The sequence below is a fragment of the Flavobacterium cauense R2A-7 genome, assembly GCF_000498475.1.
In the GTDB taxonomy this organism is placed as follows: Bacteria; Bacteroidota; Bacteroidia; order Flavobacteriales; family Flavobacteriaceae; genus Flavobacterium; species Flavobacterium cauense.
The window spans coordinates 411,827-429,294 of the sequence record NZ_AVBI01000012.1 but is presented as its reverse complement, the minus strand read 5'-3'; the positions used below and the strand labels follow the sequence as shown (position 1 = coordinate 429,294).

Annotated in this window: 12 protein-coding genes; 9 read left to right on the top strand and 3 right to left on the bottom strand. The window is 37.1% G+C overall.

Features of this window, described 5'->3' with window-relative positions; translation table 11 throughout:
- Positions 1-108: 108 nt before the first annotated feature.
- Entirely contained in the window at positions 109-2,259 is a 2,151-nt protein-coding gene (locus FCR2A7T_RS05865; RefSeq protein ID WP_023570364.1) for a S46 family peptidase, read from the top strand.
- 234 nt (positions 2,260-2,493) lie between these two features.
- Here the strand turns inward: FCR2A7T_RS05865 and FCR2A7T_RS05860 are convergent, their stop codons facing one another.
- Together FCR2A7T_RS05860 and FCR2A7T_RS14740 are read right to left on the bottom strand one after the other, a co-directional pair.
- Positions 2,494-3,576: a carboxypeptidase-like regulatory domain-containing protein gene (locus FCR2A7T_RS05860; RefSeq protein WP_023570363.1), complete on the bottom strand. Its 1,083-nt coding sequence runs from the start codon at positions 3,574-3,576 to the stop codon at positions 2,494-2,496.
- Between the two features lie 3 nt (positions 3,577-3,579).
- Entirely contained in the window at positions 3,580-10,107 is a 6,528-nt protein-coding gene (locus tag FCR2A7T_RS14740) for an alpha-2-macroglobulin family protein (RefSeq protein ID WP_131473110.1), read from the bottom strand.
- A gap of 97 nt (positions 10,108-10,204) precedes the next feature.
- Between FCR2A7T_RS14740 and FCR2A7T_RS05850 the strand changes: the two genes are divergently transcribed.
- Together FCR2A7T_RS05850 and FCR2A7T_RS05845 are read left to right on the top strand one after the other, a co-directional pair.
- The gene (locus tag FCR2A7T_RS05850; RefSeq protein WP_023570361.1) at positions 10,205-10,894 is read left to right on the top strand and encodes a tetratricopeptide repeat protein; all 690 of its coding nucleotides are present in this window, start codon (positions 10,205-10,207) and stop codon (positions 10,892-10,894) included.
- A 62-nt stretch (positions 10,895-10,956) separates the two neighbouring features.
- Positions 10,957-12,312, top strand: a complete 1,356-nt coding sequence (locus FCR2A7T_RS05845) for a UDP-N-acetylmuramate--L-alanine ligase (RefSeq protein WP_023570360.1) — start codon at positions 10,957-10,959, stop codon at positions 12,310-12,312.
- A gap of 122 nt (positions 12,313-12,434) precedes the next feature.
- Here the strand turns inward: FCR2A7T_RS05845 and FCR2A7T_RS05840 are convergent, their stop codons facing one another.
- Positions 12,435-13,022: a DUF1287 domain-containing protein gene (locus FCR2A7T_RS05840; RefSeq protein WP_023570359.1), complete on the bottom strand. Its 588-nt coding sequence runs from the start codon at positions 13,020-13,022 to the stop codon at positions 12,435-12,437.
- Positions 13,023-13,073: 51 nt separating this feature from the next.
- On the opposite strand from FCR2A7T_RS05840, the gene radC reads away from it, so the two are divergent.
- The 6 genes from radC to FCR2A7T_RS05810 all read left to right on the top strand — a co-directional run bounded on the left by radC (position 13,074) and on the right by FCR2A7T_RS05810 (position 17,466).
- Positions 13,074-13,766 carry a RadC family protein gene (gene radC / locus FCR2A7T_RS05835; RefSeq protein ID WP_023570358.1) on the top strand — a complete coding sequence of 231 codons (693 nt, stop codon included), beginning with the start codon at positions 13,074-13,076 and terminating at the stop codon, positions 13,764-13,766.
- Between the two features lie 97 nt (positions 13,767-13,863).
- Complete coding sequence (locus tag FCR2A7T_RS05830) at positions 13,864-14,370, top strand: hypothetical protein (RefSeq protein WP_035117436.1); 507 nt, start codon at positions 13,864-13,866, stop codon at positions 14,368-14,370.
- Positions 14,371-14,393: 23 nt separating this feature from the next.
- The gene (locus tag FCR2A7T_RS05825) at positions 14,394-14,924 is read left to right on the top strand and encodes a hypothetical protein (protein WP_131473111.1); all 531 of its coding nucleotides are present in this window, start codon (positions 14,394-14,396) and stop codon (positions 14,922-14,924) included.
- A 163-nt stretch (positions 14,925-15,087) separates the two neighbouring features.
- Positions 15,088-15,717 (top strand): ABC transporter ATP-binding protein, encoded by a 630-nt coding sequence (locus tag FCR2A7T_RS05820; protein WP_035117434.1) that lies wholly within the window; start codon positions 15,088-15,090, stop codon positions 15,715-15,717.
- On the top strand, positions 15,714-16,928 hold the full coding sequence (locus tag FCR2A7T_RS05815) for an ABC transporter permease (RefSeq protein WP_035117432.1): 1,215 nt from the start codon (positions 15,714-15,716) through the stop codon (positions 16,926-16,928). Before FCR2A7T_RS05820 ends, FCR2A7T_RS05815 begins: the two co-directional genes overlap by 4 nt.
- The gene (locus tag FCR2A7T_RS05810; protein WP_240471510.1) at positions 16,921-17,466 is read left to right on the top strand and encodes a hypothetical protein; all 546 of its coding nucleotides are present in this window, start codon (positions 16,921-16,923) and stop codon (positions 17,464-17,466) included. The genes FCR2A7T_RS05815 and FCR2A7T_RS05810 overlap by 8 nt, the downstream gene beginning before the upstream one ends.
- Positions 17,467-17,468 lie beyond the last annotated feature (2 nt).

Here is a 17,468-nt window from a genome sequence, read left to right as displayed (position 1 = left end):
GAAAGAATCAATTGTTAAAATTTTCTTAACAATAAATATTTATAAACCATTATTTTCAGCCAATTACCAAAAAAAAGTATCTTCGCATCACTAAAAATATTAACTATTATGAAAAAATTACTTTTATCCTTAATCGCTCTGATTACGCTTGTACCTGCAAGTGTGAAAGCCGATGAAGGAATGTGGTTTTTAATGTTCATCGAGCGTTTGAACCACAGAGATATGCAGAAAATGGGATTGCAGCTTACAGCTGAAGAAATTTACAGCATCAACCATCACAGTTTAAAAGACGCTATCGTTCAGTTTAACGGAGGGTGTACTGCTGAGATGATTTCAAAAGACGGATTGGTATTAACAAACCACCACTGTGGATACGATGCCATCGCTGAATTGTCATCAGCAGAGAAAAACTACTTAAAAGACGGTTATTGGGCGGCTTCTAAAAAAGACGAAATGAAACCTTCAAGTTTGTATGTTCGTTTCTTCGTACGTATGGATGATGTTTCAAAACGTATTTTAGCGGTAGTAAACGATAAAATGACTGAGGCTGAGCGTGAAAAAGCGATCAATGCTGAAATCGCAAAAATCGAAAAAGAAAACAACGAAGGCGGAAAATATACCGTTTCTGTTCGTTCGTTCTTCCAAGGAAACGAATACTACTATTTCGTTTACCAGGATTATAAAGATGTACGTTTAGTAGGAACACCTCCTGAAAGTTTAGGAAAATTTGGTGGTGACACTGATAACTGGGAATGGCCACGTCATACCGCAGATTTCTCAATGTTCCGTGTGTACGCTGATGCGAACGGAAATCCTGCAGACTATTCGCCAAACAACGTTCCCTTACAACCAAAACACTACTTACCGGTAAACATCGGTGGTGTTAAAGAAAACGATTTCGCTATGATTTTAGGATATCCGGGTAGAACAAACCGTTGGATGCCGGCTTCAGGAATCGATCAGAACGTCAAATTTGCTTACCCTGCTTGGGTTGAAGGTTCTAAAACCGGAATGGATGCCATGAAAAAATACATGGACCAAAGCGAAGCTTTAAATTTAGTATACGCTTCTAAATATGCAGGAGTAGCTAATTACTGGAAAAACCGTCAGGGAATGATTGACGCATTAACCAAATTTGGTACTGCTAAAACAAAAGCGGCTCAGGAAGCTAAATTTAACAAATGGGCTAACAAAGCTGAAAACAAAGCAAAATACGGAAACGTAGTGGCTACCATCAATAACTACTACAAGTTAACGAATGAAAAATCACGTCACGATAACTACCTGACAACATTATTCAGAACCAGTGCTTACGGAACCATTTCAAGAAGTTTAGGAAAACAATTGGAAACTTATGCTAAGTCGGATGCTGCAAAACGCACGCAAATGGCTCCTGCAATTCTTGAAATGACAGAAGAATTCTTCAAAGAAGTACACATTCCTGCTGAAAAAGACATCTTAGCGGCTGAATTGAAATTATACGCTACTAAATCTACAGGATACGCAATTGCACCAGCGGTGGCTGAATTGGCAAAAGCAAACAACAACGATTTCTCCAAATATGTAAATGCGGCTTTCGATTTGAGTATCTTATCGTCAAAAGAAAGAATCAAAGCGTTCTTGGAAGTGCCAAACGAAGCGTTAATCGCAAACGATCCATTGGTGAAATTGTCTGCTGATTTGGTAGCACATTTCGGTTCAAAATCAGATGAAATCGCAAAAGCACAAAACGACTTCGGAGCTGCTTACCGCAAATTGGTAGAAGGTTTACGTGAGTCTAAAATCGGAACTATCAAATATCCGGATGCGAACTCAACCTTGCGTTTGACTTACGGAAAAGTACGTTCATTGCCTGCCGACAAGCGTAATGATGCTGTAGTTAACAACTATACTACTTTAGCAGGTCAGGTGAAAAAATACAAAAAAGGCGATCAGGAATTTGATTTACCGGCACGTGTTTTAGAAATGAACAAAAACAAAGATTTCGGTCGTTATGCCGACAAAGACGGTTCATTACACGTGAATTTCTTAACGGATAACGATATTACAGGAGGTAACTCAGGTTCTCCGGTATTAAACGGAAAAGGGGAGTTAATCGGTTTGGCTTTCGACGGAAACATCGAAGCGATGGCTGGTGACGTAATCTTCGACAACAAATTACAAAGAACTATCAACTGTGATATTCGTTACGTATTGTGGGTAATTGAGAACTTCTCAAATGCGAAACACATTGTAGACGAAATGACTATTGTGAAATAATTCAGGTTTTCCTGAAAATTATAATCCGGATGCAGCAATGTGTCCGGATTTTTTTTATGGTTTTATTTTAGTTTAGGAGCGGAATGGCTCGGGCATTTTTTGATTTCCCTGTTCCTGCTTTCCATTGCAATCTGTCATTGCGAGCTTGCGAGGCAATCTCACAACAACAGGATTTACACTGCAATCAGGGCTAGTGAAGAAATGTTTTTTGTATTTGGGTGTTTTTCGGAAAGGTTATTCAGTAATAATCGGATCTGGTTGATAATCAAACGGTAGCATTTCTCCCATTTTCTGCCAACCCATATAGCCATAATTTGCTAATGTATCTGGATCCGCATAATTACCGTTAGTGTAGATTTCGATTGGTTTGTCAACCAGTAATTTCAATTGTGAGCATTGTAGCTTTTTATGCTCTTCCGAAGGATGGTGCACTGAAAGAAAATCAGTGAAATACAAATATTTTTTATTGTCTCTTTCAAAAACCAATTGATGCACCATACAGTCGTTCGTCTCATAAATATCCTTGTATTCCACCGGTATATGAGGAGTTTTTTCCCTTTTAAATTTTCGCACAGTAAACCCTTCTTTTTCCATTGTACCGTCGTATAGACTACGTATGAAATGCATGGTAGAACCCTTGTAGCATTTTAATCGCGTTTGAGCTGTTTTTTTGGGGTCAAGTTTTTTTTCTGCGACAATATCTTTAAAGAAGGGATATCCGAAGTACGTTGTGAGCTGTTCATTTTTCTCTTGCGAAGTGACTTTGTTTTCAAAGTAGACCAATTCATAGGAAATCTGATAACCGGTTTTTTTGTTAATCATTTGAATGGGTTCATCAGCCGAAACGATAAGTAAGGTATTGTCAGAATTCATATCAAACTGAAGCACTTCCGGATTCAGGATTTTTGTGTTTTCGGCAATTGTTCCAAAACCGATGAACCCCCGATTGAAAATTGCCATGTATTTGGCGCGATCTTTTGCAGAGATTTTCCGGATAACCACCTCTTTTAGAGTATTGATTATCGGAGTAAGTAAGATAATATTGGATTTGGTAGCGTCGGAAAGGGAAGCGGCCGGAACGAGTACGGTTTCATAACCTACATAACTGATGATAACCTCATTTTGGTTTTCAGACAGCGTAAAAGAAAAAGAGCCTTTATCGTCCGTGGAACCGCCGTTCGTGGTATTAGGCGCAAAAATGGAAGCGCCCTGAAGTGGTTCTTTCGTTTCTTTGTCTCTTACAATTCCGGAAATCTTGATTTGAGAAAAGGCTAAAGTTGCAAAAAGCAAAGCAGTAATCAGAATCGTTTTTTTCATTCGCTATTCTTTTACAGAAACTCTTATTCCTTTACTGTGACTTGTGAATTCCGGTGCATACATACTCTGTATCGTTGTAATTCCATTGGAAAAATCGCCTTTGTTGTTTACACGTACATCGTATTCTAAAACATAGGATCCTTTGTTAATGCTGTCGAAGAAGAAATGCGTAGCCATGTCTTTGGTACTCATATAATAGCCTAAACCGCTTTTCCATTGGTATTCAGAAAGGACATTTACCGGTTCAAAAGCTGCTGCCCGCATGTCTTTCAAATGAACAAATTCCATCGATTCTTTTGCCGTTATGATAAGGCGAACTGTGACCAAATCACCTATTTTAAGCGGTTTTTTATTGGTAATTCGTTGTAATTGCTCCCCATTGGCCCTGTTTTTCTTTAGGTATAATTCTTTCGACGTCGATAAAGTAGTTTCCGAATTGGCTTTAATTTTATCCAAATCTTCAAAATATTGCCAATACAGTCCGCCATATCCCGGAACGCCCGATTTGTTTTGGATTGAAAGTTCTGCCATTTCTTTTTTGATTTCATCTGCTTTCCAGTTCATTTTGAAGTATCCGGTTTCAGCTTCTTTTTCGGTTTCCGACAATTTTTTGGTGATAATTTTTTCATCGCCTATTTTTATGACGGTGTTGTCCTTTATGGAGAGCCAATCATTGCCTTGCATTAATAAAGCGTAAATGGCTTCGGTTGTAGCTTTTGTGGTTGGCCAGTTTTTATTTTGTTTGTTTTTTAATAACCAGACTTTCATAGCATCTACCGATTGAGTGTCATTGTTAATTTCAGCGAAAGCTTCAATCAGCAACGCTTGGGTTTCAATCGGTGCCTGGTACCAATACCAGCCGGATTTGTTTTCAATCCAATACATACCCCAATCGTCATTGTTGGAAGCGGTTTCTTTAAGGCTTTCTATGATTTTTTTTGCGGTAGCGTTTTCGCCAAATCGGTCTAAAGTCAAAGCTGCCATGCCTTTTTCGTATAAAGAGTAATTTAGCCAGTTTTCGGTTATATTGTCAAGGTATGCTTTTGTTGTTTTCTTGAGTTCATCAGTAAGCGGATTGCTGTCCAGATAAAAACTTCGTGTATACAAATAATGTAAATCAGAATACGGATTGGCCAAATGTAGTTTTTCTTTTTCTTTCAAAACGGCTGTTCTGCGTTTGTGTGCTTCTATGAATTTTTTGTCCATAAAAGCAACGCCTTTTTCTGTTATTCCTTTGAAATTATCCTTGTGTTCGGTATTGATTTTCATCTTAGACAAATGACCAAAACCAGCCAAAATATGTCGGGTAATATATTCACTTTCATCGGAACCGTCAAACCAGGCAAAACCTCCGGAGCTCTTTTGTTTTTGCTTTAATTTGGTTAAGGTATTTTCCAATGACTGTTTCATTTTGTTCATATCAAATAGCAAAGCCCAGTTCTTCTTTCTTTCTTCTTCCGATTGTGCATCGCGAATCCAAGGGGTTTCCGCTAGAATGGTCGATTTTAATTCGTCATTTTGTTCCAGTTTGGAAATGGATTTTCCATCTTTGCTCCAAGTATTGAAAACAGCGGCTATTTTCGGGTTGCTGTTGATGATTTCTGAGGCAAGTACATTGGCATAGTACCGGGCAAAAGTTTGTTCGCTGCACTCGTGTTCATATTCCATAAGATACGGTAATGACTGTAAGGCCAGCCATGTCGGATTGGAAGTGTATTCCAGAGTAATAAGATGATTTCGAAGAGTGGTTGAGGCGTTGTTTTTCAGATTCTCCAATACATATTCTTTTTTAGTGCCTCCGCGAACCCATAGCGGTATACTTTCCGTAACCAGCATGTTATTAGTTAATACCGGTAAGATGTTTTCTTCACCATCGCTAAAAGCACCGGATTTTGCCAAAACTTTATATTGAATGCCCTGTAAGCCTTCTGGAATGACAATTCTCCAGGTTACAACGGTATTTCCTCTGGCCGGAATAGTGAAGTTTTTAATGTTGTCAGTATTCAGGACTTTCGCATCAATCGTTTCCATTGAGGCTGCATCAAAAAGTTGTAAGACAGTAATTCCGGGTTTTGCTTCATAAGTCATATTAGCTATTTTTGCCGAAACGAAAACGGTATCTTTTTCACGAAAAAAACGAGGAAAGTTTGGAGTAACCATCAAATCTTTTTGAGTAACCACCGTGTTTTCAAAATATCCGGAAGCGGCTCTTTTATCATGCGCCAAAAGTCTTACTTTCCATTGTGTAAGCGCTTCGGGAGACGTAAATGAAAACTTGACCTTTCCGTCTTTATCCGTTTTTAGGTGCGGGAAGAAGAAAGCGGTTTCGTTTAGGTTTTTTCTTGCTTGAACGTGTGTTACTTCCTGAAGGGATTTTTTGGTGGTAATAATCAGTACGCCATTCGCACCTTGTTCACCATAAAGGGCAGCTCCTTGTGCTCCTTTTAGAACCGTTGTTGAAAGTAACTCGGATGCACCGATTTTGGTTAAAGCTTCCGCATCGCTTATCACGCCATCAATGACCACTAATGCCTGATTGTTTCCGGTTATGGATCTATTGCCTCTGAGGACTATTCTGGTATTTCCATTTACACCGTTAGCAGGGGTTATCTGTAAACCTTCTACTTTGCCTGCCAACGATTGTATAATATTAGTATTTCCTGCCTGTGTAAGTTCTTTTGATGCATAAACAGTATTTGAAGCAGTTACTTCATCCTGTCGTTTTTTAATACCGACAGCAGTCACAACAACATTTTCAAGCGTCATGCTTTCGGCGGACATTGCTACATTATGAACTTTTGAATTAATTTTTAAATGAACCTCCTTCATCCCGATAAAGGAAAACACAAGTTCTTCTCCTTGTATCGCGTTAATAGAATAGAAACCATCAATGTCGGTTTGGGTTCCTCTCATTGTTCCTTTCACAACAACTGCTACACCAGGTAGCGGCAGGCCACCTTCCGTTACGATTCCTGAAATTGATTTTGAGTTAGCAGGAACTTTAACTTTGCCGGTTTGCATTAGTTTTTCATATTGCCTTTTCGAATAATAATCGTTAGCATTTGAAAAGTTAAAACCAAACCAAATAAGATTGGTTTCGTTTTCTTCAATTTCGCGATAATAATAGGCGTTAGGGAATCTCAAAGTGTTGTAAATCATTCCGAAACCAAGTGGTGTTTTAAAATTTCCCTGACTGATATAATCATTTTGGAAGTCTAAATTTTTCCAATTTTTTTTGGTGAACTGGTCTAGAGAACTGTCGTACATTGATGCTAAGACTTCTACTTCATTTAACTTACCTCCGTGTATTTTGAAAGACCAGTTTTCGTTGCTTCCGGGTTCGATTTTATTTCGAAGACTTTCGGTTTCAAATGAGAGTTTTGATTTTTCGTCTAAAAAAAATATTGTTAGTTGTTTTTTTTCGGCTACGTTTTCAAAAATGGTCTGGAATTGCAGGTTTATACCGTTTTTAAATTCTTTTTTTATTGGAATTTGAAGGAAAGCTGTGCGGTCCTTTAATTGAATTTCACTGGAATGGTATTCAATCCCTTTGTAAAAAGCATTGGAGGAGAGGTATAAATCAGCGGAAGCAGAAGTAATTTCCAGTTTAACAAAACCATCTTTTTTAGGATTCAAGTTTACTTGTTTTACGGTAAATAGTTCGTCTGATTGTTTGTTTTTATCTCTTTTTTGAAACAATTTAAAGGAAGCCGTGCTCTGTATCGGATTGCCAAGAGAATCTTTCGCCGAAAAAATAACTTTATAATTGCCCGTTTTCCAGTAGGTGAGGAAGTCTAAAGCAATGCTTTTGTCTTTTTCGGTATCTACAGCTTTGGTAAAGAGGAGTTTCTCTTTTGGAGAAGTATCCGTTTCGTTTTTTTCATGTGGAAATAATTGCTCGAATTCACTGTCGGAAATCGTTTTGATTTCTGGTTTTGGCCATGTTCTTTTTTTCCATTTATTATTGATTGGAGAAAGGGCGTAAAACTGGATTTGCCCTTTAACCGGGACAAATTCGTGATTTAAATTTTTACTGCCGATTTCCAAATTTGATTTTTTGTCTGTTTCAATTAAGTATGGAATATTGGTCTGTAAACTCAGCGAATGATAGCCCACTTTAACGGCTGTTTGATTGTTTCGGGTTTCACCATTGATATCCGTTATGGATACATCAACATTGTAATTAAAAACAGGTAAGGATTCTTTGTTAGATTCATAACTCGGTTCGGCAATAAATTCGATACTGAAATTCCCTTCGGCATCTGTTTTTGTCTCTCCTTCTTTAAGCATTTCAGCTTCGTTGTTGTATGAATATCTGTAATTTGAATAAGTGTTTCGGGTAATCTTATATGTTACTTTTGAGTCGGAAACAGGGCTTCCGGCAAAAGCTTTTGCCTTTCCTTTAACCGTAACGTTTTGGTCAACGGTGTAGGTCTTTTTAATAGGGTTGAAGGTAATCTCAAACTTCGGACGTTTGTATTCTTCCACCTTAAAACTGATTTCCGAGTCATCGTATTGATTGTCCCAAAATGGATGTTCTTCCTCTTTTTTATCATAGATTACATCTTTTTCAGGGGCGTCTGGTTCTTCAGCAGTAATTGAGTACTCTCCGGTAAGACCTGTTTTTGGTAATAAAAATTCACCGGAAAAGGAGCCGAATTCGTTTGTTCTGACTTCAATTTCTTTGATTTCACTATTGTTGGCGTCTTCAAGCAATAGGTTTATGGTTAAATTGGGGACAACTTCTGTTTGGCCGTCTTTTTGCCAAAATGCAATTCCTTTATAGTATACCGTTTGTCCCGGCCTGTAAATGGCTCGGTCAAGATAAAATGCTATTTTCGGATCTCTTATTTTTTTGTCACCATTATCACTGTTATAAGCAAATTGACCGATGTATTCTCTGTTAATGTACAAAGAATCATTGTCTTTGCTGATGGTAATCGGATTTCTGAAGTAGTAGTCTTTTTTTGAAAATTTCACATCCGCTTTCCCCATTTCGTCGGTGTGTAAAATATAATCATCAAATGCTATTTTTACATGTTCTATGGGAATTCCTGTTTTTCTGTCCAATGCCTGGAAATAAATACGATTTTGTTTGGTGTGGCTTAATAATGTTAAATTGCTTACAGTAAGTGTTTCATAATCAAAAACTTTTGTTTTTAGGGAGTCGTTTTTTTGTTCACTTTCCATGTAAATCAAGTAATGCCCGATTTCCAACTGTGGCACAACCACTTCCGTCGAATATTGGAAATGATTTTTTTTGTCTTCTAACTTATAGGTAACTTTTTTTACCGGCAAACGGTTTTTTATAAGGAGATTGACGATGCTGTCTTTTTTTTGATTGGGGTAGTCTTCATCAATTAAAAGATGTTGTTTTATTTTGTAAAACGACAGGGTTACATTATCAACATTTTTATAAGAAATATATGCTCTGGTGTTTTCCTTGTTGTAACTGTTTTTTAGCAGTTGCAGGTTGATTTCTTTTTTAAGGATATTATTTTTGGCATTTGCAGCTTTTTTATAGATTTCCGATCGACTTAAATTTAAAATGCTGTCGTAAGTTGTAACAGCGAGTACGTTATAATCCGGGAATTTATCCTTGGAAGCTTCACTTTGGTATATTCTTGCTTTCTCATACAGTACTTTCTGCAGAACTTCATTGTATAAATGCTTGTTTTGGAAGTCAGACAATACTTTTAGAAAGTAATCCTTATCCTGAAATAATGAATTTCTACAAAATAACAGCCTGTTAAGCTGATGTTCCTGTTTGTTTTTGGAGGTTGCTTCAAGTTTTTGATGTAAATTGAAAACACGTCTTAAATTAAGGTCTTTTATGAAGTCAAATGACGATGTTGTAAAATCGGCCGAAGTATCGAAAAATATATTTTTTTTGCTTTCATAGTCATGTGCATTAATGAGGTCATGATTAATTTGCGTTTTGTAATAAGCGATTGCCTCGAAAGTGAGAAATTCGTATAAAGACACATCTTTAAAGTCTTCATATTTTATGAAACTGAAAATCAATTCGTAGTTTAGCAGCGGAGTCTGCTCCAATATTTTTTGGTTGGCAATTGATTTTTCATAAGCATTTTTTATTTCAGTCTCTAAAATGGTAAGGGGCCATGTTCTGAAATCGGAATCGTAGGTGCTGTCAATCGCTGTACGCCTACTGATTTCAAAACTGTTTTTGTTTCTATGACTTTCAAGACATTTGGCATATATATAGTGCAGAAGTGCTTGTGAAGGAATGCTTGTTTCTTTGATTTCTTTTCTCAGATTGGTTATGATTTTTGTCTGAGCCTCTTCTTCTAAAACCTGAATAAATTTAGAAGTGTAGAAAAAAGTTTTTATTATTTCAGCTTCATTACCTTTTCGTTTTGCTTTACTGTAGATTTTCTGAACCTCTTCGTTAGCGGATTTTGTTTTTCCTTCTTTTTCGAGTTCAACAACTTTTTCCCATTTTCCATCGAAATTTTGCGCAAATTGATTTAACGAGAAAAGCAAACAGATAATTAAAACGACTTTTTTCATTTTTTTTAATTTGTCAGCAATATACTGCAATATTTAATTTCTCTGAATATTGTTTAAAAGTTAAAAGGATTTTATTTCATTTCCTTATTTTTGAAGCATGAAGCAACTTCTTCTTTTTTTATTATTTCCGATACTGCTCTGGTCGCAATCCGATTTTGAGAAAGCACAAAAGCTATTCGAACAGAAAAAGTATGCCTCAGCCAAACCGTTGTTTGAAAGTCTGCTTCGGCAAAAACCAAACGATTTCAAAATAACGGAATACCTTGGGGATATCGCCGGTCATCAAAAACAGTGGGATGTTGCCATCGACTATTATAAAAAATTAAAAACAAGGTTTCCAAAGCATGCAGATTACTATTACAAGTACGGAGGCGCTATGGGAATGAAAGCCAAGGAAGTCAGTAAATTACAGGCAATCGGAATGATTGATGATATTGAAACGGCTTTTGAAACGGCAGCAAAACTCGATACCAAACATGTGGAAACCCGCTGGGCACTCGTTATATTGTACGTTGAATTACCCGGAATTGTGGGAGGCAGTGAAGCCAAGGCTCAGCAATATGCGGATGAACTGTTACAGCTTTCCAAAGTCGATGGTTATTTGGCAAAAGGCTATATCGACGTTTATTTTAAACGCTATCCCAAAGCCGAAATAAATTATAAGAAAGCCCATGAAATTGGTAATTCAAAAACCACTTTCGAAAAACTTTATGATTTATATTTGAACAAGATTAAAGACCGTCAAAAAGCGGAAGATTTTAAAAAAGAATATCAAAAAATAGGGTAGAAGCTGAATTTAGAAGTTGTGACCGACTTTCGACTTTAGCTTTCAACTTTCGATCAATACATATGAGAACACATTTTATCGCCATTGGCGGTGCAGCGATGCACAATTTAGCACTTGCATTACACAGTAAAGGATATAAAGTCACCGGTAGTGACGATGCTATTTTTGAACCTTCAAAATCAAGATTAGAGAAAAAAGGTTTGTTACCTGCAGCATTTGGTTGGTTTCCTGAAAAAATAACTTCGGATATTGAAGCGATTATCCTTGGAATGCATGCCAAAGCCGACAATCCCGAATTGCTGAAAGCCCAGGAATTGGGATTGAAAATATACTCGTATCCCGAATTTTTATACGAACAATCCAAAAATAAAACCCGCGTAGTCATTGGCGGTTCGCACGGAAAAACAACCATTACTTCGATGATTTTACACGTGATGCATTATCACGGTATTGAAGTGGATTACATGGTTGGAGCTCAATTGGAAGGTTTTGATACGATGGTGCATTTAACCGAAGAAAACGATTTTATCGTATTGGAAGGCGACGAATACCTGTCTTCTCCAATGGACCGTCGACCGAAATTTCATTTGTATCAGCCTAATATCGCGTTAATCAGCGGAATTGCCTGGGATCATATCAATGTGTTTCCGACGTATGAGAATTATGTAGAGCAATTCGAAATTTTCATTCAGAAAATAACTAACGGTGGAATCTTAGTTTATAACGAAAACGATCCGGAAGTAAAACGTGTAGCCGAAGCCGCAACCAATCCGATTCGTAAAATGGCTTATCATACGCCAGATTATACGGTGGAAAATGGTGTGACATTATTAGAAACCCCTGAAGGTCCTATGCCGATTGAAGTTTTCGGTGCCCACAACCTAAATAATTTAGCCGGAGCCAAATGGATTTGCCAAAATATGGGGGTTGATGAAGCGGATTTTTATGAAGCAATTGCCAGTTTCAAAGGCGCTTCCAAACGCTTGGAGAAAATAGCCGAAAGCAAAACGAAAGTAGCTTACAAAGATTTCGCACACTCACCAAGTAAAGTGGCTGCGACGACTAAAGCGGTAAAAGAACAATATCCGAACCGCACTTTAGTGGCATGTCTGGAACTGCACACCTACAGCAGTTTAAACGCTGCGTTTTTAAAAGAATACGAAGGTGCTTTAGATAATGCCGATGTAGCCGTAGTGTTCTATTCGCCCGATGCAGTTAAAATAAAACAGCTGGAGGAAGTAACGTACGAGCAAATCGCACAATCTTTCAAACGCGATGATTTGATTATTTACACGAATCCGGCCGATTTTAAAAACTATTTGTTCGGCCTTGATTTGGAGAACTCTGCTTTGTTATTGATGAGTTCCGGAAATTACGGCGGTTTGAATTTTGATGAAGTGAAAGGGTTGATTAGTTAATTTGAAAAATGGATATTGGTTAACCGTTTTGTCATTCCGACGGAGGAGGAATCTCCTTTTCCAGACCAAGTATTATGAGATTTCTCCCGTTGGTCGAAATGACAGAGCGCTACGAAGCAAATTCATTTTCCATAATAAAAATGCCCTACAATAGTATAGTCGAAAAGACAGTCTTCTAAAACCTGTCCGGCACCCACATTATGAACAATCATCGGGCGTTTTCCGTCCGGTGATTTTTTATTTGTAATAATTCCGATATGAGGTAATTTATCATTAATCATCCAGGTAACCAATTCACCGGTTTTATACTCTTTGGGATTGTCTGAGATTTTGAGTTTTTGTCCTTTTCGTCCGAAGAATACTTCTAAATTAGGAACACGTCTATGGTCAATATTAGTATCGGTCGTTTTTAATCCCCATTTTTTCAAATTCGGATACAATGAAAAGTTCGCTTTCATGTCTTCGTGTACTTCCTTCTGTAAATCGATGCCCAGTTTTCGGTAAGCACGAATCACAACATCAGTGCAAACTCCTTTGTTTTTAGGAACGTCACCATTCGGATATTTGATGGAAACATAAGCCGGATCATACATCACTTTATCTTTTGTTAACTGAAGAGCCGCATCAGACAGTTTTTGCTGAAAATGATTTTCTGTAGGATAAAAGCTAAAAAATAATACAGAAAGAATCAAAATGTAAACTACTTTCATTATTTTCGGTTTTTATTTATAACGCCAATAATCATTGTAAAAGTATACGCCATGGAACCAACCAATTTCGCCATAAAATATTGGGCAGAAGACGATAAGCCAAGAGAAAAACTAATGCTGAAAGGCAAATCCGTGTTGAGTGACGCCGAATTGATTGCCATACTGATTGGTTCCGGAAGTCGAAATGAAAGTGCGGTAGAATTGTCCAAACGAATCTTAATCAGCACTGATAACAATCTGAATACTTTAGGAAAATTATCATTAAAACAGTTGACGACTTTTAAAGGAATTGGAGAAGCCAAAGCGATTACCATTATAGCAGCTTTGGAATTGGGCAGACGACGAAGAGCGGAAGAAACATTGGAACTTAAGAAAATTACTTCCAGTAAAGCTGTTTTTGAAATTATGCAGCCCATTGTCGGCGAACTGCCTCATGAGGAGTTTTGGGTGTTGTATCTGAACAATTCCAACAAGGTAATTTATAAAACGCAAATCAGTAAAGGCGGCATTACCGGAACCGTTGTCGATATCCGTATTATTTTTAAAACCGCTTTAGAACACAATGCCACTTCGCTTGTGTTGTGCCATAATCATCCGTCAGGTGTTTTGCAGGCGAGCGAAGCCGACAAACAGATTACCCGAAAACTCAAAGAAGCCGGAAAACAATTGGATATTTTGGTGTTAGACCATGTGATTGTAACGGAGAAAAGTTATTTCAGTTTTGCCGATGAAGGAATTTTGTAATATTTTTCATATTTTATTTGTGTAAGATTTTTATTATATTTTAATTTGTCGTGGTTAACCAATTCAATTATTTAAACTTAAAAAATCTAAAAAAAAAATGAAAAAAATTTTATTTATTGCTGTAACGGCATTTTTTTTCTCTTGTAGTAATGATTCTGGTTTCGAATCAAAAATAGATACTTTGAATTTATCCGATGTTACATCCAAAAGATTACCATGTCCGCCTGGGACATCTGAATCATGGAGTTATGATTTCGATTATGTAGCTCTTCACCGAGCTTCAACGGATTGTACTAGTAGGTTTTCGTTTTGTATACATGGGGAGTGGGTGAGAGATTGTCTGCCGTATTTTAACGGAAAAGTATCGAATTATGATGCTGTTACAAATAAAGTTTCTGTTGTAGCTGTTGTGCTTGATGATAATAGGTTGGAATTACATTTTCCTATTGAAATAATGTCTTTGCCAACATTTTCAAAAAATGATTTCGATACTTTTGGATTCGATAGTGATTACAAAATTGATGATGAAGTAATTATTAAGACAGGAGAATATTTGCCAAAATATACTAAGGAAGAAATAATAGTAACAGTTGATTTATTATGATAAAATGCAAATCTTTTTTTTTATTGTCACTACTACTTGTTGTAGGGTTGCATTCTTGTAAAACAATTTCTTCTTTATTTTACAGTGCTAATACTCAAGATAAATTTCCATCGAAAGAAATATATATTGAAAAACTTTTCTCGAAAAAATATCCGAAAGAGAAAGTCGTGTTTTTAAGTGATATAGAGTTGAGTTCGGTTGGTGATGATATTCTTGATAAAAGACTCTCAACATATTACGGGATAGTGAATGGCGACAGTTTTGTAAGTGCTGACCAATTAACGGTTAAAAGTTGCCAGGGACAGATTGCGAGGCTTTATCGTCAATTTAAAGAAAAAGATGAAAGAATTGTAATGAATGATACTTCAGATGTAGAAGTTTTAAAGAGTCTGAAATTAGATTCAAATAAGCACACCATTATTTTTTTATATTCTTATAAATTAGGCAGATTGTCAAAAAGCAAAATTGATAGTGTAATTGAACAATTGCAAAAGGAAGATGATTTTGATTACAGAATTATTTCCCTTGACAATCAAGATATATTAGTGAGATAGATGAGAATGGGTAGTCAATAGGCTACCCATTTTTAAGATATCTAATTATTGATTGTAAAATAGGTTGAAATCTAAAAGAGACGTTAATTATGATAGGGTTTCAGATAAAATGATGAAGTTTAAAACTGATTTTTAGTATCTTTCGCAACTTAATTGATTTAAGGTGATAAGCACAAAAAAAATTACGTTTTCATACGGGAAATCAACCGAATTTTCTTTTCCGGATATTCTTTGTAAGGAAGGCGAAACGCTTTTGGTTACGGGTAACTCCGGAGTTGGGAAAACAACTTTGTTGCATTTGCTCGGAGGATTGTTACGTCCTAAATCGGGAGAAATTTCAATCGACAATACTGCCATTAATTTTTTTTCGGAACGAAAGCTCGATCAATTTAGAGGCAAAAATATCGGATTGGTATTGCAGCAATCGCATTTCGTGGAAGCCTTTACGGTTTTAGAAAACGTTGCGCTGGCTTCCTGGCTTGCTTCCGGTGAACAGAAAATACAAAAAGCAAAACAACTTTTGGAACATTTGGATTTGGGAGAACAGTTGTGCAAACTTCCATCGCAACTCAGTATCGGACAGCAACAACGCGTTTCCATTGCAAGAGCATTGATTAACGAACCGAAATTGCTTTTAGCAGACGAACCCACATCAAGTTTAGACGACGAGAACACCTTTAAAGTGGCTAATCTGTTAGAAAATTTAGCCAAAGAATTCAACACCGCTTTGGTAATCGTAACTCACGATTCGCGTTTGAAAGAACGGTTTCCTAATCAAATTTCACTTTCATGATAGCAAAACTAGCCTGGCGAAATACATGGTTTAAGCCGTTAAATACTGTTTTGAGTGTCATTTTACTTATGGCCAGTGTTGCGATTATTACCGTTTTGATTTTATTGCAAAAACAATTTGAAGAACAGTTTTCAAGCAATGCCGATGATATTGATTTGGTTCTGGGTGCGCAGGGAAGTCCGTTACAGTTGGTATTGTCTTCTGTTTATCAAGTCGATGCTCCTCCTGGTAATATCGATTATGCCGAAGCGAAAACCTGGATGCAAAATCCGTTTGTAAAAACAGCGATTCCTTTGGCTTTTGGGGATAATTATCTCGGATTTAAAATTGTGGGTACCACCCCGACTTATTTAGATAAATTCAATGCCAAAATAGTGACCGGAAAAGTTTTTAGCAATAATTTCGAGGTTGTATTGGGAGCTGCTATTGCGGAAAAACTGAATATGAAAGTCGGCGATACTTTTTTAGGATCACACGGGGACGCCAAAGAAGGCGAAAAGCACGAGGAAGCCGCTTACAAAGTTGTGGGAATTGCTTCCAAAACCGGTAAAGTAATAGACAATCTGATTCTGTCGAATGTTCAGAGCGTTTGGGCGATGCACGATACCCACGAACATGAGGAAGGGGAAGAACATCATGCGGCAGCGCTCAATTCCGAAGAAGGAAAAGAAATTACCGCGGTGTTGTTGAAATTTAGAAACAAAATGGGAATTGTGCTTTGGCCAAGGCTCATTGCGCAGAATACCAAAATGCAGGCCGCATCGCCCGCTATTGAAATCAACCGTCTCTTCACTCTTTTTGGGATAGGACTTGAGGCTTTAACCTATTTGGCTTATGGTATTATGCTGATTTCGGGAATCAGTATTTTTATAGCACTGTTCAATACGTTGAAAGAACGGAAATATGAATTTGCGCTCTTGCGTGTTAATGGAGCTTCGCGTTTTCAGTTGTTGCAATTGATTCTCATTGAAAGTTTGGTTTTGTGTGTAATCGGGTTCTTTTTTGGAACGGTTCTTGGTAGAATAGCGTTGATTTTTATTTCCAAATCCTCCGACGAAGAATTCAAAATGGCATTCAATCCGTTGGAGTTTGTTTGGGAAAAAGAAGGGGTTTTATTTTTAATAACTATATTCGTGGGCGTTTTGGCTGCTGTAATTCCTGCGGTCAAAGCCTATAAGTTGAACATTTCAAAAGTTTTGGCAAATGCATAAAAAACAAATTGCAATTATCGTGTTAATCGCCGTGGTTTTCGCCATGGAAAGTTTTTATTCCCCGAAGGAAAAGAAACTAAAAACAGATAATTTAAAAGAAAGTGAAATTCAGAAAGCCGGTTTTTCTTTGGAGTTTAAAAAAGAACCTGTTGTGGTCAATCCGGATACGCTAACCTGGAAATTGCTAGGGGAAATCAAATTTTTGAAGAAACAGGATAAAACCTATGGTGAAGTTCAGTTTCCTGTCATCAATACGAAACTGAAGCAAATGCAAAAAAAACGTATCGTAATGAGCGGATTCATTGTTCCGATTGATAATAAAAGTTATGCGCTGAGTAAAAACGTATTTGCGTCGTGTTTTTTCTGCGGTAAATCAGGGCCGGAAACCATTATGGGAATCAAATTCAGAGGCGGTAACCCGAAATTAAGAACCGATCAGTATGTGACTTTAGAAGGGACTTTCCGATATAATGATAATAATGTAGACGACTGGATTTATCATATCGAAGATGCGGTTATAGTGAAAGGAGGAAAATAAGA

Coding starts and splice junctions, on each gene's coding strand:
- FCR2A7T_RS05865 (WP_023570364.1), top strand. CDS start 109: ATGAAAAAATTACTTTTATCCTTAATCGCTCTGATTACGCTTGTACCT.
- FCR2A7T_RS05860 (WP_023570363.1), bottom strand. CDS start 3,576: ATGAAAAAAACGATTCTGATTACTGCTTTGCTTTTTGCAACTTTAGCC.
- FCR2A7T_RS14740 (WP_131473110.1), bottom strand. CDS start 10,107: ATGAAAAAAGTCGTTTTAATTATCTGTTTGCTTTTCTCGTTAAATCAA.
- FCR2A7T_RS05850 (WP_023570361.1), top strand. CDS start 10,205: ATGAAGCAACTTCTTCTTTTTTTATTATTTCCGATACTGCTCTGGTCG.
- FCR2A7T_RS05845 (WP_023570360.1), top strand. CDS start 10,957: ATGAGAACACATTTTATCGCCATTGGCGGTGCAGCGATGCACAATTTA.
- FCR2A7T_RS05840 (WP_023570359.1), bottom strand. CDS start 13,022: ATGAAAGTAGTTTACATTTTGATTCTTTCTGTATTATTTTTTAGCTTT.
- radC (WP_023570358.1), top strand. CDS start 13,074: ATGGAACCAACCAATTTCGCCATAAAATATTGGGCAGAAGACGATAAG.
- FCR2A7T_RS05830 (WP_035117436.1), top strand. CDS start 13,864: ATGAAAAAAATTTTATTTATTGCTGTAACGGCATTTTTTTTCTCTTGT.
- FCR2A7T_RS05815 (WP_035117432.1), top strand. CDS start 15,714: ATGATAGCAAAACTAGCCTGGCGAAATACATGGTTTAAGCCGTTAAAT.
- FCR2A7T_RS05810 (WP_240471510.1), top strand. CDS start 16,921: ATGCATAAAAAACAAATTGCAATTATCGTGTTAATCGCCGTGGTTTTC.